Origin of the sequence: Sphingomonas sandaracina, assembly GCF_036663695.1 — a bacterium.
Lineage (GTDB): Bacteria > Pseudomonadota > Alphaproteobacteria > Sphingomonadales > Sphingomonadaceae > Sphingomonas.
Map to the genome: position 1 here is coordinate 775,168 of NZ_JAXOJK010000001.1, position 21,921 is coordinate 797,088.

Annotated in this window: 15 protein-coding genes; 8 read left to right on the plus strand and 7 right to left on the minus strand. The window is 66.3% G+C overall.

Annotated elements, in window-relative coordinates; genetic code table 11:
- Positions 1–7: 7 nt before the first annotated feature.
- On the minus strand, positions 8–820 hold the full coding sequence (locus U1707_RS03400) for a shikimate 5-dehydrogenase (protein WP_332798696.1): 813 nt from the start codon (positions 818–820) through the stop codon (positions 8–10).
- A gap of 188 nt (positions 821–1,008) precedes the next feature.
- Here U1707_RS03400 and U1707_RS03405 point away from each other — a divergent pair, with 188 nt between their 5' ends.
- A complete protein-coding gene (locus U1707_RS03405) occupies positions 1,009–3,492 on the plus strand; it encodes a TonB-dependent receptor (RefSeq protein ID WP_443025641.1) in 2,484 nt (827 codons plus the stop codon).
- Positions 3,493–3,549: 57 nt separating this feature from the next.
- Here the strand turns inward: U1707_RS03405 and U1707_RS03410 are convergent, their stop codons facing one another.
- The 3 genes from U1707_RS03410 to U1707_RS03420 form a co-directional block, all read right to left on the minus strand.
- On the minus strand, positions 3,550–4,179 hold the full coding sequence (locus U1707_RS03410) for a hypothetical protein (protein ID WP_332798697.1): 630 nt from the start codon (positions 4,177–4,179) through the stop codon (positions 3,550–3,552).
- A 23-nt stretch (positions 4,180–4,202) separates the two neighbouring features.
- A complete protein-coding gene (locus U1707_RS03415) occupies positions 4,203–4,514 on the minus strand; it encodes a hypothetical protein (RefSeq protein ID WP_332798698.1) in 312 nt (103 codons plus the stop codon).
- A gap of 80 nt (positions 4,515–4,594) precedes the next feature.
- Complete coding sequence (locus U1707_RS03420) at positions 4,595–4,864, minus strand: GlsB/YeaQ/YmgE family stress response membrane protein (RefSeq protein WP_332798699.1); 270 nt, start codon at positions 4,862–4,864, stop codon at positions 4,595–4,597.
- A 163-nt stretch (positions 4,865–5,027) separates the two neighbouring features.
- Here U1707_RS03420 and U1707_RS03425 point away from each other — a divergent pair, with 163 nt between their 5' ends.
- Positions 5,028–6,503: a PAS domain S-box protein gene (locus tag U1707_RS03425; protein ID WP_332798700.1), complete on the plus strand. Its 1,476-nt coding sequence runs from the start codon at positions 5,028–5,030 to the stop codon at positions 6,501–6,503.
- Positions 6,504–6,512: 9 nt separating this feature from the next.
- On the opposite strand, the gene U1707_RS03430 is transcribed toward U1707_RS03425, so the two are convergent.
- The 3 genes from U1707_RS03430 to U1707_RS03440 form a co-directional block, all read right to left on the minus strand.
- Positions 6,513–8,573: a TonB-dependent receptor plug domain-containing protein gene (locus U1707_RS03430; protein WP_332798701.1), complete on the minus strand. Its 2,061-nt coding sequence runs from the start codon at positions 8,571–8,573 to the stop codon at positions 6,513–6,515.
- A 2-nt stretch (positions 8,574–8,575) separates the two neighbouring features.
- Positions 8,576–9,106: a YfiR/HmsC family protein gene (locus tag U1707_RS03435; protein WP_332798702.1), complete on the minus strand. Its 531-nt coding sequence runs from the start codon at positions 9,104–9,106 to the stop codon at positions 8,576–8,578.
- A gap of 124 nt (positions 9,107–9,230) precedes the next feature.
- Positions 9,231–11,276 (minus strand): putative bifunctional diguanylate cyclase/phosphodiesterase, encoded by a 2,046-nt coding sequence (locus U1707_RS03440; RefSeq protein ID WP_332798703.1) that lies wholly within the window; start codon positions 11,274–11,276, stop codon positions 9,231–9,233.
- Positions 11,277–11,686: 410 nt separating this feature from the next.
- Between U1707_RS03440 and U1707_RS03445 the strand changes: the two genes are divergently transcribed.
- The 6 genes from U1707_RS03445 to U1707_RS03470 all read left to right on the plus strand — a co-directional run bounded on the left by U1707_RS03445 (position 11,687) and on the right by U1707_RS03470 (position 21,902).
- Positions 11,687–13,534: a diguanylate cyclase gene (locus tag U1707_RS03445; RefSeq protein WP_332798704.1), complete on the plus strand. Its 1,848-nt coding sequence runs from the start codon at positions 11,687–11,689 to the stop codon at positions 13,532–13,534.
- 124 nt (positions 13,535–13,658) lie between these two features.
- Positions 13,659–14,939, plus strand: a complete 1,281-nt coding sequence (locus tag U1707_RS03450) for a DEAD/DEAH box helicase (protein WP_332798705.1) — start codon at positions 13,659–13,661, stop codon at positions 14,937–14,939.
- A 204-nt stretch (positions 14,940–15,143) separates the two neighbouring features.
- Positions 15,144–16,193, plus strand: a complete 1,050-nt coding sequence (locus U1707_RS03455; RefSeq protein WP_332798706.1) for an AraC family transcriptional regulator — start codon at positions 15,144–15,146, stop codon at positions 16,191–16,193.
- 110 nt (positions 16,194–16,303) lie between these two features.
- Positions 16,304–17,431 carry an efflux RND transporter periplasmic adaptor subunit gene (locus U1707_RS03460; protein ID WP_332798707.1) on the plus strand — a complete coding sequence of 376 codons (1,128 nt, stop codon included), beginning with the start codon at positions 16,304–16,306 and terminating at the stop codon, positions 17,429–17,431.
- Positions 17,432–17,434: 3 nt separating this feature from the next.
- Complete coding sequence (locus U1707_RS03465; protein WP_332798708.1) at positions 17,435–20,485, plus strand: efflux RND transporter permease subunit; 3,051 nt, start codon at positions 17,435–17,437, stop codon at positions 20,483–20,485.
- A complete protein-coding gene (locus tag U1707_RS03470) occupies positions 20,478–21,902 on the plus strand; it encodes an efflux transporter outer membrane subunit (protein ID WP_332798709.1) in 1,425 nt (474 codons plus the stop codon). The genes U1707_RS03465 and U1707_RS03470 overlap by 8 nt, the downstream gene beginning before the upstream one ends.
- Positions 21,903–21,921: the final 19 nt, after the last annotated feature.

Here is a 21,921-nt window from a genome sequence, read left to right on the forward strand (position 1 = left end):
GCGCGACTTACGAGTTCGCGCGCGCCCACTCGCCCGCTTCGGCGACCTGCGCGGCATCGGGCGTTACGCCGGTGTAGAGCACGAACTGGTGCAGCGCCTGCAGAGTCGCGACCTCGGTTCCGGTGATGCAGCGCTTGCCCGCGTCCGCGGCGGCGCGCAGGAACGGCGTCTCGGGCGGATATTGCACCACGTCGAACGCGATGTCGCACGCCGCGATCATTTCGGGCGGGAACGCCATCGCGTTCGCATCCGCCCCGGTCATGCCGATCGGCGTCACGTTGATGAGGAGCGCCGCCGCCCCGCTCGCTTCGGATGCCCAACGATACCCGTACAGATCGGCGAGCGCCCGACACGCCGCCGCATTGCGCGCGACGATGGTGCCGTCCCGGAAACCGCTGTCGCTGAGTGCGGCGGCGACCGCCTTCGCCATCCCGCCCGAGCCTCGCAGCACGAACGAGAGCGATCGATCGAGATCCGCGACCAGATCCACGACCGCGCCGTAATCCGTGTTGTGCCCGGTCAGCACGCCGTCGTCGTTGACGATCGTATTCACGCTGTCGATCGCACTGGCCGATGGCGCAAGACCGTCGAGCAGCGCGATCACCGCCTCCTTGAACGGCATCGAGATCGCACAGCCACGGATATCCAGCGCCCGGATACCGCCGATCGCCGCGGACAGGTCGGTGGTCGAGAACGACTTGTAGACATAGTCGAGCCCGGTCAGCTCGTAGAGCCGGTTGTGGAACCGGGTACCGAAATTGCCGGGTCGTGCCGACAACGACATGCAGAGACGCGTGTCGCGTCCGATCGGCGGTTTCATGCTGCGTTCCTTCGTCGGTCCGGCCGCCGCTGCGTACGGCGTGCGCCTCTATATCGCGTCAAACCGGCCTAGCCACCCTGCTCGACCTGCTCCTCCAAGCTGAGCTTTAGCGCGCAGATCAAAAAACGATATTGGTATTCCTACTCAATCGATGGAGTTTCCCGTCATTGCTTTGGGGGAGAGTTCCGGTGCTGACTGCTTTGCTGTTTACGTTACAAAGTGCCGAGCAGGTGCCGCCGCCCGCGCCGATACCGCGGACGCAGACACCACCGATACAGACTGCCGCCGAGCGAGAGCGCGCCGGTCCGGCAGCGGGCGATGCGGGTGGCGAGATCCTCGTGACGGCACGGCGTCGCGCGGAAACCGTCCAGAGCGTGCCGATCGCGATGTCGGTCATCGGCGGCACCGCGATCGCCGATACCGGCGCGTACAACGTCAGCCGCATCACGCAGTTGGCACCAACGCTGCAATTCTATTCGACCAACCCGCGCAATTCGGCCGCCAACATCCGCGGGCTCGGTGCGCCGTTCGGCCTGACCAACGACGGCATCGAACAGGGCGTCGGCATCTATGTCGACCAAGTCTATTACAGCCGGATCGCCTCGGCGACGTTCGACTTCACCGATACCGAGCGGATCGAGATCCTGCGCGGACCGCAGGGCACGCTGTACGGCAAGAACACGACCGCGGGCGCGATCAACGTAACCACGCGCGCGCCGAGCTTCACACCGGAGGCGCGCGTCGAACTGAGCGGCGGCAATTACGATTTCTTCCAGGGCAAGGCGTCGGTGTCGGGTCCGCTGGTCGACGACAAGCTCGCGATCCGGCTGTCGACGTCGATCACGACGCGGCGCGGCACGATCTACAATTCGCGCACCGACACGTATCTCAACAGCCAGGACAATCTCGGGTTTCGCGGCCAGTTGCTGTGGCGTGCGGCCTCCAATCTCGATCTGACGCTGTACGGCGATTACGGCCGGCAGAACCCCAATTGCTGCGTCCAATATTATGCGCGGGTCGGCACGACGCAGCGACCGCTCAACCGGCAATATGCGGCACTCGCCGCGGCGCAGGGCTATGTCGTGCCCTCGACGAACGCGTTCGACCGGGTGACCGACGTCGATACGCCGTTGCGCGCGATGCAGGAACTGGGCGGCGCATCGCTGCTCGCGAATTGGGATATCGGCCCCGCGACGGTGACGTCGGTCACCGCGTGGCGGTTCTGGCATTGGGACCCGTCGAACGATCGCGACTTCATCGGCCTTCCGATCACCCCGGTCTCGGCAAACCCGTCGCAGCAGAGCCAGTTCAGCCAGGAACTGCGGGTCGGATCGAACGGCACGCACGCGGTCGACTACACGGTCGGCGTGTTCTATTTCCACCAGACGATCGATACGCAGGGTCTTCAGGTCCAGGGGCCCGCGGCGAGCCGGTTCCTGCTCAATCCCGGCAACGGCGTCGCGCCCGGCGCCACCGGATGCGCCACCGCGACCACCGCGGCCTGCAACCCGTCGGCGCTGAACGGGCTGACCAGCCGCAACACGATCGGCTTTACCAACACCAGCGCCGCGCTGTTCGGCAAGCTCACCTGGCAGGCCACGAACAAGCTCCAGATCGCGCCCGGCCTGCGGTTGAACTACGACAAGAAGGACGGCGATTACGTCTCCGTCGTCACCACCGGCAATGGCGGCACCACGCTGACAGCCGATCAGCGCGGCGTGCTCGCACCGCAAAGCTACAAGCCGAAATTCGACAACTGGAACCTGTCAGGCGACATCACCGCGTCGTACACCGTGACCCCCGACGTCCACGCCTATGCGACCTATGCGCGCAGCTACAAATCGGGCGGCATCAACCTGTCGGGTCTGCCGCTCGACGCCAGCAACAATCCGATCCTCGCATCTGCGACTGTGAAGCCGGAAAAGGTCAATCACTACGAACTCGGGCTGAAGACGCAGTTCGCCGATCGGCGCGTGACGCTGAACATCGCCGCGTTCTGGACAGAGATTTCGGATTATCAGGCGACCGTCACGAACAACCAATATTCGGTGTTGCGCGGCTATCTCGCGAATGCCGGCAAGGTCCGCACGCGCGGCCTCGAATTCGACTCCGCGTTCCGGCCGTCCGAGCGGCTGAACCTGTACGTCAACGGCGCCTATACCGACGCGAAATACGTCAAGTTCGTCGATGCGCCCTGCCCGCCCGAACTGACCGGGGGCACGGCGGCGGACGCGACCCACCCAGCGAGCCCCGCTGGCCAGGCCGGCACTGTTACGGCGCCGTCGTACAGCCCGGCGAGTTGCGACATCTCGGGCCAGCGTCTGCCCGGCGTGTCGAAGTTCGCGTTCTCCTACGGGGCGGAATATGATCTGCCGGCACGGATCGCGGGCAAGGATGGCCAACTCTATGTCGGCTATGACGGCAGCTACCGCTCGCATTTCTCGTCGAACCCGTCGGAGTCGATCTATACCGAGATCAACGGCTATTCGCGGAGCAATTTCCGCGTCGGGTTCCGCGAGCATGATGGCATCAACGCGTTCGTCTGGCTGCGCAATGCGTTCGACGAGCGCTATTACGATGTGCTCGCAACGCAGTCCGGCAGCACGGGTCTGATCGTCGGCCAGCCGGGCGATCCGCGCACCTATGGCGCGACCATTTCGACGCGATTCTAACGAGAAACGGCGGCCTGTATCGCAACAGGCCGCCGTCTTCATTTAACCGGGGTTTGCTTAGTAGGTCGTCGATGTCGTCGACGGCCGATACCTGTTCCGCTCAGCAGCGACTTCGTCACGCGTATAAGCGGGGGCGGCTTCGTCGAAGCTGTTCCAGCCGTCCTGACGATACGCCGCGCCGCGCGTCGTCGCGTCGACCGAGCGGTTGCGATCGAGCACAGCCTCGGCCTCGGCGACGAGATCGTCCTCCACGCGCGCGCTGAGCAGGGCACCGCCACGGCGGACGCCTTCCGAATAGACGTGCGCGTCTTCCTCGGTGTGCCCTGCGTCCTTTAGCGCGCCGACGATAGTGCCGGTCGCGGCACCGCCGGCCGCACCGATCCCGGCGCCGACCACGGTGGACGCGAGCCAACCGGCCGCGACGATCGGGCCCAGGCCGGGGATCGCCAACAGGCCGAGACCGGTGAGCAGGCCGCCTACGCCGCCGACCGCCGCGCCGGTCGAGACGCCGCGGCCGACATCGCCGTGATCGTTGACGTCGCCGAAAGTGGTTTCGCCATGCGCGCCGTCGGCGTTGCTGGCGACGATGCTCACATGGCTATGCGGTACGCCCAGTCGCTCGAGATCGTGGAGCGCAGCGGTCGCGTCGGCATAGTCGTCGAACAGGCGTGTGAGTGTCTTGGTCATCGTTTCTCTCCTAAGGATTGGGATCAGCGCGCGGTCACATTGCCCTTGTAGTCGAGCCCGACATGGACCTTCTTGCCTGCCCGCGTGGCCATCCCGCGCCAGACGCCGTCTTTGTCCTTGGTCAGCGCCGACACCGACCGATAGCCGGCCTTGGTCAACCGACCGCGCGCCTGGTCTTCCGAGAAGGAATTGGCGCCACTGGCGGGAGCCGCGACGTGGGCTGCGTCGTTGTTCTTGATCGCGGGGTTGTGTGCGCCGGTATGGGCCGCGGTCTGTGCGATGGCGCTCGACGCCAGCAGCATTGCGCCACAGGCCATAAATGCTCGAACAGTCATCATACTCTCCTTTGTTTCTTGTTCTTCGATAATCCGCCGTCGGGGCGGCAGTTCCACGCTGGAACGACCGCCCCGTTTGCTCAGCGTGCCGTGCCGCGACGAAACAGGTTGATGATCGCGAGCAGGACGACCGCGCCGACCAGCGAGATCAGGATCGACTGGATGTTCAGTGCGCCGTCCATGATCGACGCGCCACCGATCAGCGGCGTGATCAGGAACCCGGCGAGCAACGCGCCGACGATGCCGACGACGATGTTGAGGAAGATCCCCTGCTGCGCATCGGTCCGCATGATCATGCTGGCGACCCAACCGATGAGTCCGCCGACGACGAGAAGGATGATGAGGTTCATGATGAGGCTCCCTGAGTAATTGTGGTACGGGATGCTCAACTGTCGGACTCGTGATTCCGTTCAGTTCGCGCATTTGGCCGATTGGTGCAGGAATACTGGGATCGTTGGTATTTTCGTGACCCGGTCGCGGAACCGGAATGCCCCCGTCGGCGCTGGGTACCGCATGGACAAGACCCCGCATCCACCGCTCCACGCACCCACGTTGCATCATCTCGAACAGCTCATGACCGGGCTTCTCGAAGGCGTGATCCTGATGGACCCGACCGGCGTCATCGTTAGCGCCAACCCCGCCGCATTGAAGATGCACGGGATCGCCTCGGTGAAGGACCTTGGCGAAACCGCCGACGATTACGCCGCACGATTCGACCTGCGCTACCGGAACCACCGGAAGATCCCGCGACGCGAATATCCGTTGATGCGGCTGCTAGCGGGCGAGAGCTTTCCCGACCTGATCGTCGAGGTCGCGCCGGCCGGCGCCGACGAACCGCGCTGGGTGCATCAGGTTCGCGACATCGTCATGGACGAGGATGGCGGTGAGCCCGATTGCCTGGGGCTCGTCATCAACGACGTGTCCGAACGGTTCGATGCCGAGGACCGGTTCGAGGCGATGTTCCATGCCAATCCCGCTCCGGCGCTGATCATGCGGGTCGCCGATCAGCGCTATGTTCTGGTCAATCAGGGCTTTCTCGATCTGTCGGGATATGACCGCGATCAGATCGTCGGCAAGACCCTGTTCGAGTTCGATTTTCTGGCCGAGGTCGAGCGCAAACCGTTCGTCAAGGAATGCGTGGCCGCGGGCAAGCCGGTGCCGCAGCTCGAGGCCGAGTTGCCACTGGCGAACGGCGACGAGACGCTCGTGATCCTGGCCGGCCAACCGATCGAGGTGGCGAACGAGGACTGCCTGTTGTTCACCTTCGCCGATCTCGAACCGAGACGTCGCGCCCAGCGTGCGTTGCAGGCGAGCGAACGCCACTTCGCCTCCGTATTCGAAATGGCACCGATCGCGATGGTGGTGACGCAAGGCGACGACAACCGCATCGCGCAGGTCAACACCGCGTTCAAGGGCCTGACCGGCTACACCGAACAGGCGGTGCTGGGCGAAGTCGCGGACGACCTGCAGCTTTGGAACGACGCGGCGCAGCGTCAGGGGCTCGAGACCGAGATCCGCGATCGCGGCGGATTCCGGGGGCACGACGTCCGCCTGCGGCACAAGAACGGCGAAGTGCTCGATTGCCTGGTGTCCGCCGAGCGGATCAGCGTCGACGGCGCGCCGTGCGTGCTATGGTTGTATCAGGACATCTCGGCACGGCGACGCGGCGAACTCGATCTGGTCGAGGCGATCGATGCGGTGATGAAGGACGCCAACTGGCTCAGCCGCTCGATCATGGACAAGCTGGCGACGCTGCGCAATCCGCGCCCCCTGCCCGGCACCAGCATGCCGTCCACCGATCTCAGCAAGCGCGAACGTGAGGTCCTCGAACTGATCTGCCAGGATCTGGACGACGCGGCGATCGCCGAGCGCCTGGGCCTGTCGCGCAACACGGTCCGCAACCATGTCGCGCGGCTCTATGCCAAGATCGGCGTCAACCGGCGCAGCGCCGCGGTCGTGTGGGCGCACGAGCGCGGCGTCGGCGCCTGATCGCCGCGATCAGAACGAAACGCCGATGCCCGTCCTCAGACGCGTATCCGCAGGTAGCGGAGACCCCGCGGCGCCCGCTGCATGCGTCAGGTTCTCGCCGGCAACCCAGGCGGAGACGGTCCGCGACAGACGCACACCGATCTTTGCGTCGAGGGCGAGTGCGGCCGATATGTCGAACAGGTTGAGGAAGGTATCGGGCCGCGTGCCGAGCTGCCGCGTCGCAGATGTATAGCGGCCGATGACCGAACCGGACCAGCGATCGCTGCTATAGTCGATAACGACGTTGGCCTTGTGCCGGGCGGTCGCTTCGCGCGGCACGAACGAATATGCGATCGCCGGGACCATGCCCGCCAACGCCTCGTCGGTCTGCGTGAACGAATAATTCGCGCGCCATGTCACATGGTCCCGGATGGCGCCCCTCGCCGACACCTCGACGCCGTAGGTGCGGAAATTTCCGATATTGGCGACGCGCGCGACGAGGAACGGATCGGTGGCGTCACGCAACTCCAGCACGGGACTGTCACCGGGATAGGCGATCGCGTGGTTCGTGCGGGTGAAGAACGCCGTCGTCTTGAGTTCCAGGGCATCGGAGATCCGGTAATCATAGGCGAGCTCGGCGCTCCACACCTGGACGGGTTTGATCCCAGGGTCACCCGCGACGACGACCGGCAGCGGCACGCCGACGAACGTGACCGGGATATTCATCCCGAATACGACCAGCGACGGGGCCTGCACGGCGCGCCCACCGTTCAGACGGACGGTCTGCCGGGCGCCGAGCCGATAGACGATCGCACCGTTGAAGCTGACCGTCGTGAATTTGCGGTCGAAGTCGCTTGCGCTGTTGGCGTTGAGCGCGGAGATCGTTCCGGATTGGCCCAACGAGAGCGTGTCGATACGGCCCGCCACGGTCATCGACAGCGGGTCGGCCAGCCGCAGATCCAGCATCGCATTGGCCGAGACGACCGAATAATCGGTGATCCGTGAAAAGGTCACGCCACTGTCGAGCCGGTTTTTACGGTATTCGACGCCGATCCGTGCGGTGTCGGCGCTACCCAACCTCACCAGCGCAGACGTCTGCGCGACGAAGGTCCGTGCCGACAGGTCGAACGTCTGCAACGCGGCGATCGGCGGTCGTCCGGGATCGTTCGAGCCGATCCCGTACCGCGCGTCGAGCCAGTTATTATACACCTGCGCGGTGATGCTGCCCCATTGGGTATCGCGGTCGACGTGAAGGCCGATATTGCCGGTCTTGTATAGCTGTTCGCTGGAGATCTGCGTGACGAGCAGTTCGAGCTGGCGATTGCGGGCATAGCCGCCGGTCAGGCTCAGCTGGGTCTGCGCGTCGAGGTCGGCATCGACCGTCGCCGACACGTCGTCGCGGATCACGTCGTCGGTGCGCGCGGGCTGGATCTGGTCGGCCGGCACCTTGCGTTCGTTCTCGCGCATGTGTCCGCCGGACACCCTGATGCCCACCGAGCCGGTGACCGGCATGCTCAGGGCACCGGCGATCCGCCCATAGCCGTGATTGCCCGTCTCCACGGTGGCGAAGATCTTGCGGTTTGCCCGCGAATCGACCGTGATGATGTTGACGACGCCGCTCGCCGCATTGAACCCGAACAGGGCGCCGACCGGCCCGCGAACCAGTTCGATCTGCTGGATTTCCTCCAGCTGGATGCCGAGCAGGTTCCAGTCGGTCATGCCGTAGTGATCGAGATAGACCTGACGTCCGTTGACCAGCACGAGCAGTCGCGGATTGTAGGTCTGCACCCCGCCCCGCACCGCCACATCGCTCTGCCCCGCGGTCCAATGGTTCACGTCGATCCCGGCATAGGTATTGAGCAGGCCGGGAACGTCCTTGGCCGGCGATCGGAGGATCTGGTCGTGGGTGATGATGATCGTCGATGCGGGGGTTTCGGACTGCCGCTGCGGCTTGCCCGTGACGCTTTTCGTGACAAGCTCGCCCATCGCCTGGCTCAGCATGTCGTAATCCATGCGCTGCGCCTGCACGGGCACCGCGACGAACGGTAACGTTGTAAGGGCGACGACGTATGGCGGGGTGCGAGGCCGCATGCTCAAACCTCCTTGATCAGCATCAGGAACGCCGAACCGAAGCGGATACCGCTCCGCCGCGCGGCTGCCCTGTTGACGATGATCTGCGTCCGGTTTGCGCTGCTGATACCGACGATGCAGCGCCCACCGATGACACAGGCGGAGTCCGCGGTGATCGTCAGCACCGATTGGGCGCTGGCCGCCGCCGCGACCTCGTCCTGATACGCACGCAGCCCGGTCGTCACGAAAGCCGCCTTGAAGCCGCTCAACTGGCCGAGGTTCGACACCGGCACCCGGCGCATGCGCAGCGTCGCCCGGCCGATCGTGATCCCGCTCGACAATGCGCGTTCCATATCCGCGGCTTCGGCTTCCGATGCGGCGTTGCCGGGCTCGTACACGATGGCCACCGGGACGACACCGACAGGCGCCGGCTGGACGAAGGTTATGACGCGGGCCGCTACCGGCACGTTCAGCACGGCCGAGGGTGCAGGTTGCGTCGCCAACACCGCCGCGAGAGCGAGGACGGGACCCGCGAGATACCTCAAATGCTTCACGATGATCCCAATGGTGCGTCACGAAAGACGATATGGAAGACGGTATGGATGACGGAATTGGGGACGGGCGCGCGAACCGGTTGCCGCCGCCCCGTGGACGACGCACGATAGAGGGGCTGGCGCACTACGCCGCTTCCCGCACGCTGCGGGTGATGACCATGAGCGCCTGTGCCAACGAGGTCGGCTTGCCGAAGAAATACCCCTGGCCCTGGGTGCATCCGCGCTGCGCGAGAAGACGGGCGGTACGGTCATCTTCGATACCCTCGGCCGTGACCTCCATGCCGAAATTGATCGCCAGTGCGATGATCGCGTCGATCAGTTTTTCGCTCTCGACGCTTTCGTGCATCGACGCGACGAAGCTCTGATCGATCTTGATCTTGTCGAATTTCAGGCGGCGCAAATGGGACAGGCTCGAATAGCCGGTGCCGAAATCGTCGAGCGCAATCGAGATCCCGCTAGTACGAAACGCGTTCAGCACGCGTTCGGCGGCGGCGATATCGTCCATCACCGCGTCTTCGGTAATCTCGATCTCCACCCGCGACGGGGCCACGCCCGCATCGCGGATGATCTCGATCAGTGCCTCGGCGAGGTTCGGCTCTTCGAGCTGCATCGGCGATATATTAACCGCGATCCGAAGGTGCGCCGGCATGCGATGCAGGTCGGCGCACGCCTGCCGCAGGATCGATTTGGTCATCTCCGTGATCTGCCCGGTGGTCTCGGCGACCCGAATGAATTTGTCGGGCGCCAGCATGCCCAGACGCGGATGATACCACCGCGCAAGAACCTCGAAGCCATAGAGCTCGCCGTCGGCGAAGCGCATGATCGGCTGGTAGAACGGGCGTATCTCGCCACGCGGGATGCCGTCGCGCAGGTCCTGCTCCATCCGACGCCGTTCGGTACGGTCGAGTTCCATCGCCGGGGCGAACAGGCAGACCCGCTGCTGGCGGTTGCGCTTGGCTTCGTACATGGCGATGTCGGCGGCATGAAGCAGATCGTCGGGTTCCGAACCGTCTTCCGGGAACCGCGACACGCCGATGCTTGCGCCGACCTTGATCATGTTGCCGCGCCACGCCAGTGGCTCGTGCAGCGCAAGGCTCGCTTGTTTCGCCAGCGCCATCACGTCGTCGCTGTCCTGGTCCTGCGGCAGAAGGATGGCGAACTCGTCGCCCCCCAGGCGCGCGATGGTGCTGTCCGGGCCGAAGACGATCCGCAGCCGGTGCGCGACCGCCTTCAGCACCGTGTCGCCCGCGGCATGGCCGTGCGTGTCGTTGGCATCCTTGAAACTGTCGAGATCGGTCAGGATCACCGACAAGCGGCGACTGGACGCGTGCGCAGCACCGATCGCGCTTTCGATATCGCCGACGAACACGCGGCGATTGACCAGTCCGGTCAACGCATCGGTCCGCGCCAGCAGCAGCGCTTCCTGTTCGGCCGCCCCGCGCCGGATAATCTCCGCGCGAAGCTGCGTACCGCGTCGTGCCGCCAGCGCGAGCCATGCATACGACAACGCCGCCACGATCAGCATCGCGCCGGTCACCAAGGCGACCAGCAGACGAGTCCGCAACGCGGCCTCCTCGGCATGCCTGTGCGCGTTGGTCATGCCCGACGCGGCCATCGCCTTGATGGCCACCAGCACACGGTCGGCATTGGCGCGAAACGGCCGCAGCATTGCGACACTGGTCGCGAAATCGATTTCCAGCATCGACGAAACCACGTCGACCGCGTCGCGATATTTCGCGAGCTCGACCACGACGTTTGCCGCCCGCGCGCGATCGGCCGGCGACAATTCGCGCTGCTCGGCCACGAGATCGGCGCTGATCCGGTCGATCCGGCTGCTGATTCGCGCAAGCTGGGCATCGCCGCCGGGCGTCGGCACGCCCGCCGCCTCGTCGACCATCAGCCGGTAGAGATTACCGTCCTCGTGATCGAATCGCGCCGCGATCTCGCTCAACGACACCGCGGTATCCATGTCGCGGTTCACGATCACGGTGTTCGTATGCTGGACGTAGATCAGCGTGCCGAGGCACAGGGTCACCGCCAGAACGAGCAGGACGATGACCGCCCTGGGACCCGCAACCACCCGCGAGAACGGCAGACAGTTCAGCAGCGAGCCGGCGAGCCGGATTGCCGTCTTGGTGGTGTCCCTGCGATGCGCGGAACCGTCGATCACAAGGCCCGCAGTGGTCCGACCGGCGTTCGCGAGATCGTCGCGCGCACTGACTTGCGCCAGCCTCGAACGATGGCGCCGCGATGACTCGCTTCGGAAATTTCGCTGGTTTAGCATCGTGTTGTCGATGCGAATGCCAGCAGAACGCTAACAACTTACCTACACGCCGCACAACATAGATCACTAATCGGCGGCAAGTCGCTTGCGATCACGGGTACCCGGTCTCCGGCAATGCGGACTTCCAGAGCTCGCTCGCGGTTAATTTGGCGCTGACGACCATGCCGCTGAGCCTGCGCACCGCCGACAGGATGTTGGCCGACGCAGGGAGTGTGTTCGTATCGGCACACGCGATTGTATCGAAAATAATTTGTCGCGCTCAGACTTTGGCAACTCGTTCACCTTAAAACGAAAGCATGTTGTCGTCACTTTCCTCGCGCATAGTCGTGCTCGGCGTCATGGTGGTCATCGCCCTGACGGCTCTCGCGGCGCTGCTCATCCATGCCTCGCTTGATACGCGCGACAGCTTCGCCCGGGTGACGCATTCGACCGAGGTCATCGAGACGATGAGCGATGCGCTGGACGAACTTCGCGACGCCGAGTCGGGCCAGCGCGGATTCATCATCACGCACAACCCGGTCTTCGCGCAGTCGTTCGAGGATCGCATCGCCGGCGCCCTGAGCGAGATGGCGCAGGTCGTGTCGCTGACCGTCGACAATCCCGTTCAGAACAGTCGGGCGGCCGAGCTTCATCGGCTGGTCCGCGCGCGTATCGCCGTGCTGCGCGGTCCGCTGGACCTGGGCAAGATGGGCGCGTTCGACAAGGCTGCGGCGATCGTCGCCAGCGGGCACGGCCGCGACCTGATGGCGACGATCACGATCCGCGCGCGGACGTTTCTGGACGAGGAGCGAAACCTCCAGACGCAGCGCACCGCCGCGGCGGGACAGCGGCTGAAGGGCGTGCGCCTGCTGGCGATCGCCGGAGTCGCCCTCATCGCGCTCATCGTCATCCTGGTGTCAGGCCTGGTCATTCACGGCATCAAGCGGCCGGCGATCCTCATACGCGAGGCGATGGCCGACCTCGGCAAGGGGGACCGCAGCGCCCGCATCACCAGCGCGATGGGCTCGCGCGAATTCGACGACCTCGCATCGGGGTACAATGCGATGGCCAACCTTCTGGAGGCAGCGGTGGCCGAACAGGTGCAGAGCGAGCATCAGCTCCAGCATGCGAACGTGGCGCTCGTGCGCAACGCCGACAGCATGCGCGAACGCGGCGAGGCGATCGAACTGCTCGGCGGCATGGCGCACCGGATGCAAGCCGCGCGGACCGACGTCGAACTGGCCGAGATCGTCCAGCTGTTCGTACCGCGCGTCCTGCCGGACCTGCCCGGCGCGCTGTTCGTCCACAACAATTCGCGCAACCTGCTGACCCCCATGGCGGCCTGGGGCGGCGTCGCGATCGAAAGCGAAGGGTTCGCCCCCGATCACTGCTGGGCACTACGCCGCGGACAGAGCCACTTCGCCGCCGTGCCGGGCGGCGACATCGTCTGCGCGCATGTCGGCAATTCCGAGACGATTTACCACTGCGAACCGCTGCTCGCATCGGGCGAAGTCATCGGCGTCCTGTATCTGGAGGGCATGATCGCCGGCGATGCCCGCTTCCAGCTGACGGTCCTGGCCGAGAACATCGCCTCCGCGCTCGTCAACCACCGGTTGCAGCGCGATCTGCGCGAACAGACGATCCGCGATCCGCTAACCGGGCTGTTCAACCGGCGCTACATGGAAGAGACGCTGGCGATCGAGATCGCCCGCGCCGCACGCGGTGGTCCGCCGCTCAGCCTGGTGATGTGCGACGTCGATCACTTCAAGCGGTTCAACGACGAATTCGGCCACGACGCGGGCGACTTCGTCTTGCACGCGGTTGCCAGTGAAATGCGCGCCCGCTTCCGCGACGGCGACGTCGTCTGCCGTTTCGGCGGCGAGGAGTTCACGATCATCGCGCCAGGAACGACCGCGGAAACGCTGTTGAAGCGCGTCGAGATCGTCAGACAGACCATCGCTGACCTGACGCTCGTCCAGCACGGCAAAAGGCTTGGCTCGACGAGCATGTCGTTCGGGCTCGCGACCTGGAACCCCGACATGTCGCGCGATGGCTCGACGCTCATCCAGACGGCGGACGCCGCGCTGTACCAGGCAAAGCGCGAAGGCCGTAACCGGGCGATCGTCAGCCCCGCCCGCATGCTCGAAAGTTCGGCTTGCCGCTGACAGTTCACTCGCGTGCGGCTTTCGAGATTGACGCAGTGCAGCATCAACATTAGACGCGCGTCTCCTCATTACGCCAAGCCCGTTACGGTGCCGCTTAGCTCTGCGCCGGAGGCGCCGCTCGACCATGACCATGACTTTCGCCGACCTCGACCTCGCGCCCATTTTGCTGCAGGCGCTAACGGAAGAAGGGTACACCCGCCCGACGCCGATCCAGGCCCAGTCGATCCCGATGCTGCTGCAGGGTCGTGACATGCTGGGCATGGCGCAGACCGGCACCGGCAAGACCGCAGCCTTCGCGCTGCCATTGCTCCACCGCCTCGCCGCCAATCCCCGCCCTGCCCCCAAGGGCGGCGCGCGCGTGCTCGTGCTCGCACCGACGCGCGAACTGGTATCGCAGATCGCCGCGGGCTTCGAGAGCTTCGGCCGCCATATCAAGCCGCGCGTGACGACGATCTTCGGCGGCGTCAGCCAGTTCCACCAGGTCAACGCGCTGAAGGACGGCGTCGACATCATCGTCGCGGCGCCAGGGCGCCTGCTCGATCTGATCGATCAGGGTCTGTGCGATCTGTCCGCGCTCGAGGCGCTGGTGCTCGACGAGGCCGACCAGATGCTCGACATGGGCTTTGCCAAGCCGATCGAGCGCATCGTCGCGACGCTGCCCAAGGATCGGCATACGCTGCTGTTCTCGGCGACGATGCCGAAGTCGATCGCCGCGCTGGCCGAAAGCCTGCTAAACGATCCCGCGAAGGTCGAGATCGCACCGCCGTCGACCACCGTCGACCGGATCGACCAGTCGGTGATGTTCCTCGATGCGGCGAACAAGAAGGCCGCGTTGCTGGCATTGCTGCGGACGCCCGACATGGGCCAGGCGGTCGTCTTCACGTTGCAGAAGAACATCGCCAACGAGGTGTGTGCCTTCATCAGCGAAGAGGGCATCACCGCCGAGGCGCTGCACGGCAACAAGTCGCAGGGGCAGCGCGAGCGTGCACTCGACGCGTTCCGCGCCGGTACCGTGCAGGTGCTGGTGGCGACGGATATCGCCGCGCGGGGCATCGACGTCGACACCGTGACGCACGTGTTCAACCACGACCTGCCGAGCCTGCCGGAAAGCTATGTCCACCGGATCGGCCGCACCGGTCGCGCCGGGCGTAGCGGCTTCGCCATCACGTTGTGCGATGCCGAGCAGCGCGCCTGGCTGCACGATGTCGAGCGCGAGATCGGCCGCACCCTGACCGTGCAGGACGATCACGAATGGCATTGCGAAGTGGCGCGCCACTCGACCCAGCGCGCACCCGTACTGGGCGGCGGCCCTGCCAAGCAGATCAAGCCGACCAAGGAGCGCGTGCGCAAAGTCTGGACCGAGGAAGAAAAGCTCGCCGCGCGCATGGCCGCGAAGGCCGCCTGAGTCTCGACTACAGGGTCCGGCATAATAGCGCCGAAAACGTCTCGTCCGAAGTCACTGGCGAGACGGCGCTGCGTCGACATACTCTCGACGTGGTCGTCTTGGCGGCACCGATGAGGGAATACGGCCCACTGGACATCGCCGCCGCAGCATGGTTTTCGCTGCCGATGTCCAGCGCCGCCCCGTTTTGTCAGCCGTTTCGCTGACATGATTCTGGAAATCGATTTCCTGTTCCGCGGTGGCGCGATCGGGCTGCTGATGCTGGCGGCCGTGGTATTCGCGCGGTCGCCCGCGTCGTTGCCGAGCCGCTTCGGGCTGGCGCTGACGCTGTGCACGGTCGTCGGCACGCTGGCCGGATTACCGCATGCACAGAGTGCGTTCGACCCGCTGCTGGATGTCAGCGCGAACGCCGCCATCCCGCTGTTCTGGCTGTTCGCACGCGCGTGGTTCGACGACGCGTTCCGGCCGACGCCCGTCGATCTGGGTCTGTCGGCGGCGTTCCTGTGTTGCACGCTGTACGCCAGCTTGCAGGGCCGCGGACTGGCGGCGCCGATCGAGGGGCTGGATATCGCGGTCTATCTGGGCGGGATGGCGTTTGCGGTCCATGCGCAGTGGCTGGCGTGGCGCAACCGACAGGGTGATCTGGTCGAAGCCAGGCGCAAGGCGCGGACGATCTTCGTCGTGTCGATCGGACTCATCATCCTGTGGCTGCTGGGCAGCGAGATCGTCGGGCGGGCGACGGGCGAACTCGCGGTGTCCGGCATGGCGTCCGCCGCCGGGTTGTTCATGGGCGCATTCGTGATCACCGCGCTGCTGTTCGGCCTGCGTCACCCTGAGGTTTTCGTCAGCGCGGATACGGGCCCCTCGGTTGGTGAGGCTCCGGCCGCGACCATAGTTGCTGAACCGCTCGACGCCGGGCTCGGTCACAGCCTGACCAGGATGATGGCCGAGGACCGCGCTTATCGCGATCCCGACCTGACGATCGGCATGATCGCCGCCCGCGTGGAGACACCCGAATATCGCGTGCGGCGGCACATCAATGGCGGGCTCGGCTATCGCAACGTCAGCGATTACCTGAACGAGCACCGCATTGCCGAAGTCCGCGATGCGCTGGCCGACCCCGCACAGTCGGACGTGCCCATCTTGACGATCGCAATGGATGCCGGGTTCGGCAGCCTCGTCATGTTCAACCGCGTGTTCAAGGAACGCATGGGCGAGACCCCGAGCGCGTTTCGGCGGCGGCATCTCGAAGGCTGACCGCGCGTAGAACCGGTCGTTTTCGAAAATGACTGGTCGATTTCGAGGACTGGCAGGCCAGCATACGCCCGGATCGGCAGGGCGACCGCGTTCACCAACGGGACGCGACGATGCCGAAGATTTCCACTGCCCCGACCGGGCTACCGACGACGCTGCCGACGATGCTGCCGATCGGGTTGATTGCCGCCGGCCTGACCCTCCTGGCCTGTTCGGGGTGTTCCTCCGAGCCGGTCGCATCACCCAGATCCGACGCCACGCTGGTCGATGTCGTCACGATCCATCATGCCGGCGGCCAGACATCGACGTTCGACGGCGTCCTGCGCCCGCGCCGCGAGATCGCGCTCGGCTTCAAGACCGGCGGCCGCGTCCTCGCCTTGAGCGTGCAGGTCGGCGATCACGTTCGCGCCGGCCAGGTCCTCGCCCGCTTGTCGCGCGACGGCGCGGTCGCCGATAGCGGGCAGGCGCGCGCCGAACTGGCAGCCGCGACCGCCGAGGCGACCCGCGCCGGCGATGCCGCACGACGCGCATCCGGGCTCGACGGGATCGGCGCGCTATCGACGGCCGAAGTTCGCGACCGCGCCCTGACCGCCAGCGCCGCTGCGGCCAAGCGCGATGCGGCGCGCGCTGCCTTCGAACGCAGCCGTGCGACGCTCGCAGACGCGGTGCTGGTCGCGCCCAAGGACGGCGTGGTGACCGAGCGCGCGGTCGAGTCCGGCACCGTGGTCGACGCCGGCAGCGTCGTCGTCAGGCTGGCGGCGGGTGGTCCCGAGATCGAAGTGCGCCTGCCCGAGCGCGTGCGCCTGACCAGCGGCACGATGGCGCATGCGAGCTTCTGGTCCGCGCCCGACACGATCGCCGAGGCGCGGCTGAGGCTGGTCGGGCCGGCGGCGGACGGCGCGCTCAGGCTGCGGACCGCACGTTTCAGTGTGCTGGGCGATGTCTCGCAGATTCCGTACAACAGTTCGGCGACCGTCTCGCTACGGATGCCCGATCCCAGAGCGACGATCCGCGTGCCACTGACTGCGATCGGCGCACAGGGTAGCCAGCCGCACGTCTGGTCGCTGTCGAACGTCGGCGACCGGGTCCACCGTCAGCCCGTGCATCTCGTCGAGCTGCGCGGCGAAGACGCGATCGTTTCCGGCCTGCCCGACGGCCAGCGGATCGTCGCCAGTGGCGGCGACACACTGTCGGAAGGGCAACGCGTGGTCATGGCCGGCCTCGTCGCTGGCGGCAATTGAGCGATGGACCGCTTCAACCTGTCGCGCTGGGCGATCCGTCACCCCGCGCTTGTCGGCTTCCTGATCGCGTTGCTGTTCGCCGCCGGGACCGTGCAGTTCTTCGCGCTTGGCCGCGACGAGGACCCGACCTTCACCCTGAAGGAGATGATCGTCGCTGCGGCCTGGCCGGGCGCGACGCCGGCACAGATGCGCACGCAGGTTGCCGATCCGATCGAACGCCGGCTGCGCGCGACCGAGGATCTCGATTTTCTCCAGACCTACTGCGTCGATGGTCGCTGCGCGATCCGCGTGTCGCTGAAGGATGGCGCACCAAAGGACCGCGTACCCGTGATCTGGCAACAGGTGCGCAAGCGGCTGAAGGACATCGAGCCCGACCTTCCCGCGGGCGCTTCCGTCGCGGCGGATGACGACTATGCCGACGTCTACGGCTATGTCTTCACGCTGACCGGTGCGGACAATGCGCGGCTGGTGGCGCTGGCCGAGCAGGCGCGCGATGCGATGCTGCGCGTGCCCGGCGCGGGCAAGGCGCAGATCACCGGCGAAATTCCGCGCAAACTGTTCGTCGATCTCGACAGCCGCCGGCTCGCCGCGATGGGCCTGTCACCGGACGCCGTGGTGCAGGCCTTGGTGAAGCGCAGCAGCGTCGCGCCGGCGGGCGTGCTCGAACGGTCGATGCGAGTCCCGGTGCGGATCGGCAATCCGGTGGACGGCGTCGATACGGTAGAAAACACCGCGGTCTCAGCCACGAAAGAGACCGTGAAGGTCGGCGACGTCGGCATCGTCAGCAACGGCCATGCCGATCCCCCCGACGGACTGGTACGCCATGCGGCGAAGCCCGCAGTGGTGCTGGCGATCGCAATGGCGCCCGGCGCAGACGGTCTCGGGTTCGGCAAGCACCTGTCGCAAGTCGCCGTCGAGTTCGCCCGCACGCTGCCCGCAGGCGTGAAGATGACTCAGGTCGAGGACCAGAGCCAGAATATCCGCGAGGCGGTCGACGCGTTCCTTATCAAGTTCTTCTGCGCGCTGACGGTGGTGTTGCTGGTCGCGTTCGTGACGCTCGGGTGGCGGACCGGCGTGGTCGTCGCGCTGTCGGTGCCACTGACCCTCGCGATAGTCGCGCTGTTCATGGGCGCGAGCGGGATCGGGCTGGAACGGATCTCGCTCGGCGCACTGATCCTGTCGCTCGGCCTGCTGGTCGACGATGCGATCATCAGCGTCGAGGCGATGGTGGTGCAACTCGAAAAGGGCGCGACGCGCGCCGATGCAGCGGCCTATGCGTGGACGCACACCGCCTTCCCGATGCTGACCGGCACGCTGCTGACGATCGTCGGCTTCCTGCCGGTCGGGTTCGCGCAATCGACCACCAGCGAATATGCCGGCGGGATCTTCTGGGTGACGGGCTCCGCGTTGCTGGTCAGCTGGGTCGTCGCGGTGGTGTTCACGCCGTATCTCGGTGTGCGGCTGCTGCCCGAGGCGCATGCGCAGCACGATGCTGAGGCTATGTACGAGACGCCGGTGTATCGCCGGCTGCGCAAGCTGGTCGATGCGTGCATGGCGCGGCGCAAGGCGGTGGTCGCGGTGACCGCCGCGCTGCTGGTGGCGAGTCTCGCGGGCGCGATGCTGGTGCGGCAGCAATTCTTCCCCACGTCGGATCGCCCGGAGATCATCGTCGACGTGAGCCTTCGCCCCGGCGCGTCGCTGTCCGCCACCTCCGCCGCGGTAAAGCGCATCGAGGCGGGAATCTTGCACGACCGTGATATCGCGCAGGTCGACAGCTATATCGGCCAGGGATCGCCGCGCTTCTATCTGCCCTACGGCCCGTCCCTGCCCGATGCGGCGACCGCGACGATGGTGCTGGTCGCGACTGACCTTCACGCACGTGAACGCGTCATCGCGCGGCTGCTGGCGAACCATGCGGCGCCCGAGGCCAAGCTGCACGTCCGCCGCCTGTCGCTCGGGCCGAGCGCCGGCTTCCCCGTGCAGTATCGCGTGATCGGCCCCGATCCGGAGGTACTTCGGACGATCGCCACGCGGATAGAGGCGGTGCTCCGCGCGACGCGGGGGACGACCGCGGTGCAGGCGGATTGGGGAACGCCGTCGGTCGCGATGCGGCTCGATGTCGATCCCGACCGGGTCGCGCGGCTGGGGCTCGACCGGGCGCAGCTGGCGGGCGAGGTCGCGACGATGCTGTCGGGCCAGCCCGCGGGTGACGTGCTGCGCGGAACGAAGCGGATCGGCATCGTCGTACGCGGCACGGCGGCGGATCGCGGCGATCCGGGACGGCTCGGCGACATGGCGGTGAGCACGCCTGGCGGGCCGGTTCCGCTCAGCCAAGTCGCGCGGATCGGTGCGACGACCGAACAGCCGATCGTCTGGACGCGCGACGGCGAGCTTTGCATGACCGTGCAGGCTGACATGACCGGCGACGTGCAGGCGTCCGAGGTCGTCGACGCCGCCGCAGCGCGTGTGGCCATGATCGCGAAATCGCTGCCCGCCGGTTACCGGATCGAAGACGGCGGCGACGGTGAATTGTCCGCCAAGGCGAACGACGCGATCTACGCACTGCTGCCGATCACCTTCGCGCTGATGCTCCTGCTGCTGATGATCCAGCTGCAGAGCATCGGCCGCACGTTGCTGGTGCTGGCAACCGCGCCGCTCGGGGTGATCGGCGCCGTGGTGGCGCTGCTGCTGACGGGCGCGCCGTTCGGGTTCGTCGCGTTGCTCGGGCTGATCGCGCTGGCGGGGATGATCATGCGCAATGCGATCATCCTGGTCGATCAGGTGCAGCATAACCAGGCCGAGGGCATGGACCTGCACGCGGCGATCGTCGCCGCCACGATCGGTCGGTCGCGTCCAGTCGTGCTGACGGCGCTGGCAGCGGTGCTCGCGTTCATTCCGCTGTGTTTCAATATCTTCTGGGGGCCGATGGCGATCGTGATGATCGGCGGGCTGATCGGCGCGACGATCCTGACGCTGGTCGCGCTGCCGGCGCTGTACGCGCTGGCCTTCGACCGCCCTGCCCGCCATTCAAAGCAGGACGACCGACATGCATGATCCGAAGGGTTCGCGAGCCTTGCCGCTGCTGCTCGCCGCCGCGCTAGCGGGGTGCACGGTCGGCCCGAACTTCACGCCCCCCGCGCCGATCCTGCCGCCGGTATGGCAGGGGGCGACATCGTCGTCACCGGTCGCCACCGATGCGCGCTGGTGGCGAAGTTTCGACGACCCAGTGCTCGATACGCTGGAGGCTCGCGCCGGATCAGCGAACCTCGACATCGCAGCGGCGATCGAGCGGATTACCGCCGCGCGGATCGAACGCGGTCAGGCGCGCGCCGCCGGTGCACCGCAGGTCGAGGGTCAGGCCGGCTACAGCCGAGAGCGCGTCGGCACGGCGGGGGTCGCCTCGGTTACGCAGACGCTGCTCGGCGTCACTCCGACGACGACCCCGCCCAAGGGTGTCGACTTCGATCTCTACAGCGTCGGCGTCGGCGCAAGCTGGGAACTCGATCTGTGGGGCGGTCACCGCCGTCAGGCCGAGGCGGCGCAGGCTTCGGTTGCAGCAACCGAAGCCGCCGCACGCGGCGTGCGCCTGTCGGTCGAGGCCGAAGTCGCGCACACCTATATCCAGCTGCGCGGCCTGTGGGACGAGCGCCGCATCGCGCAGGACGGCGTGGACATCGCCGACCGCAACGCCGCCATCTCGCGCGCGCTGCTCGCCCGCGGCCTCGCCACCCCGATCGATCTGGCCGCGACCGAGGAGAAGCTCCGGGCGCTGCGTGGCGACATCGTCGACCTCGATCACCAGGCGGCAACGACGCAGCGCGCGCTCGCGATATTGGTCGGTGGCACGCCCGATACCGCCCCGTTCGACCGCACGATGCTGCAACCGCCAAGACCACTCCCGGCAACGGCCGTGCGCCTTCCCTCGGAGGTCGCGCGGACCCGACCCGACATCGTCGAGGCCGAAGCGCGGCTCCACGCCGCAACCGCCCAGATCGGCGTCGCCAAGGCCGATTTCTATCCGAAGATCAGCCTGACCGGATTGTTCAATATCGACGTGCTGAACCTAACCGATTTCGGCTGGGACTCGCGGAGCACCAGCATCGGGCCAAGCCTGTCGCTGCCGATCTTCTCCGGTGGTCGCCTGCAACGCCAACTCGACTTGCGCCGCTCGGAAGAACGCACCGCTGCGCTCGCCTATCGCCAGACCGTCCTGACCGCGTGGCGCGAGGTGGACGACGCCCTGTCGGCGACCCGTGCCGCCGCCGAACGCACCACTCTGTCCGAGCGCGACCTCGCCTCACGGCGCCAGACGGTCGCAACAGTCGAGGCGCGTTTCGCCCGCGGCGATATCGCGCTGCTGCCGGTGCTTGATGCGCGTCAAGCCGCGCTGTCGGCGGAACTCGCGGTCGTCCGACAGCGCGTCGTCGCCGCACTCGCGCACATCCAGCTCCACCGCGCACTCGGCGGCTAGCCGTCCGCGTGTCCCGTCA

What these genes read in the sequence shown, in the direction of transcription:
- U1707_RS03400 (WP_332798696.1), bottom strand. Translation starts at nt 820, where the DNA reads ATGAAACCGCCGATCGGACGCGACACGCGTCTCTGCATGTCGTTGTCG.
- U1707_RS03410 (WP_332798697.1), bottom strand. Translation starts at nt 4,179, where the DNA reads ATGACCAAGACACTCACACGCCTGTTCGACGACTATGCCGACGCGACC.
- U1707_RS03415 (WP_332798698.1), bottom strand. Translation starts at nt 4,514, where the DNA reads ATGACTGTTCGAGCATTTATGGCCTGTGGCGCAATGCTGCTGGCGTCG.
- U1707_RS03420 (WP_332798699.1), bottom strand. Translation starts at nt 4,864, where the DNA reads ATGAACCTCATCATCCTTCTCGTCGTCGGCGGACTCATCGGTTGGGTC.
- U1707_RS03425 (WP_332798700.1), top strand. Translation starts at nt 5,028, where the DNA reads ATGGACAAGACCCCGCATCCACCGCTCCACGCACCCACGTTGCATCAT.
- U1707_RS03430 (WP_332798701.1), bottom strand. Translation starts at nt 8,573, where the DNA reads ATGCGGCCTCGCACCCCGCCATACGTCGTCGCCCTTACAACGTTACCG.
- U1707_RS03445 (WP_332798704.1), top strand. Translation starts at nt 11,687, where the DNA reads ATGTTGTCGTCACTTTCCTCGCGCATAGTCGTGCTCGGCGTCATGGTG.
- U1707_RS03450 (WP_332798705.1), top strand. Translation starts at nt 13,659, where the DNA reads ATGACCATGACTTTCGCCGACCTCGACCTCGCGCCCATTTTGCTGCAG.
- U1707_RS03455 (WP_332798706.1), top strand. Translation starts at nt 15,144, where the DNA reads ATGATTCTGGAAATCGATTTCCTGTTCCGCGGTGGCGCGATCGGGCTG.
- U1707_RS03460 (WP_332798707.1), top strand. Translation starts at nt 16,304, where the DNA reads ATGCCGAAGATTTCCACTGCCCCGACCGGGCTACCGACGACGCTGCCG.
- U1707_RS03465 (WP_332798708.1), top strand. Translation starts at nt 17,435, where the DNA reads ATGGACCGCTTCAACCTGTCGCGCTGGGCGATCCGTCACCCCGCGCTT.
- U1707_RS03470 (WP_332798709.1), top strand. Translation starts at nt 20,478, where the DNA reads ATGCATGATCCGAAGGGTTCGCGAGCCTTGCCGCTGCTGCTCGCCGCC.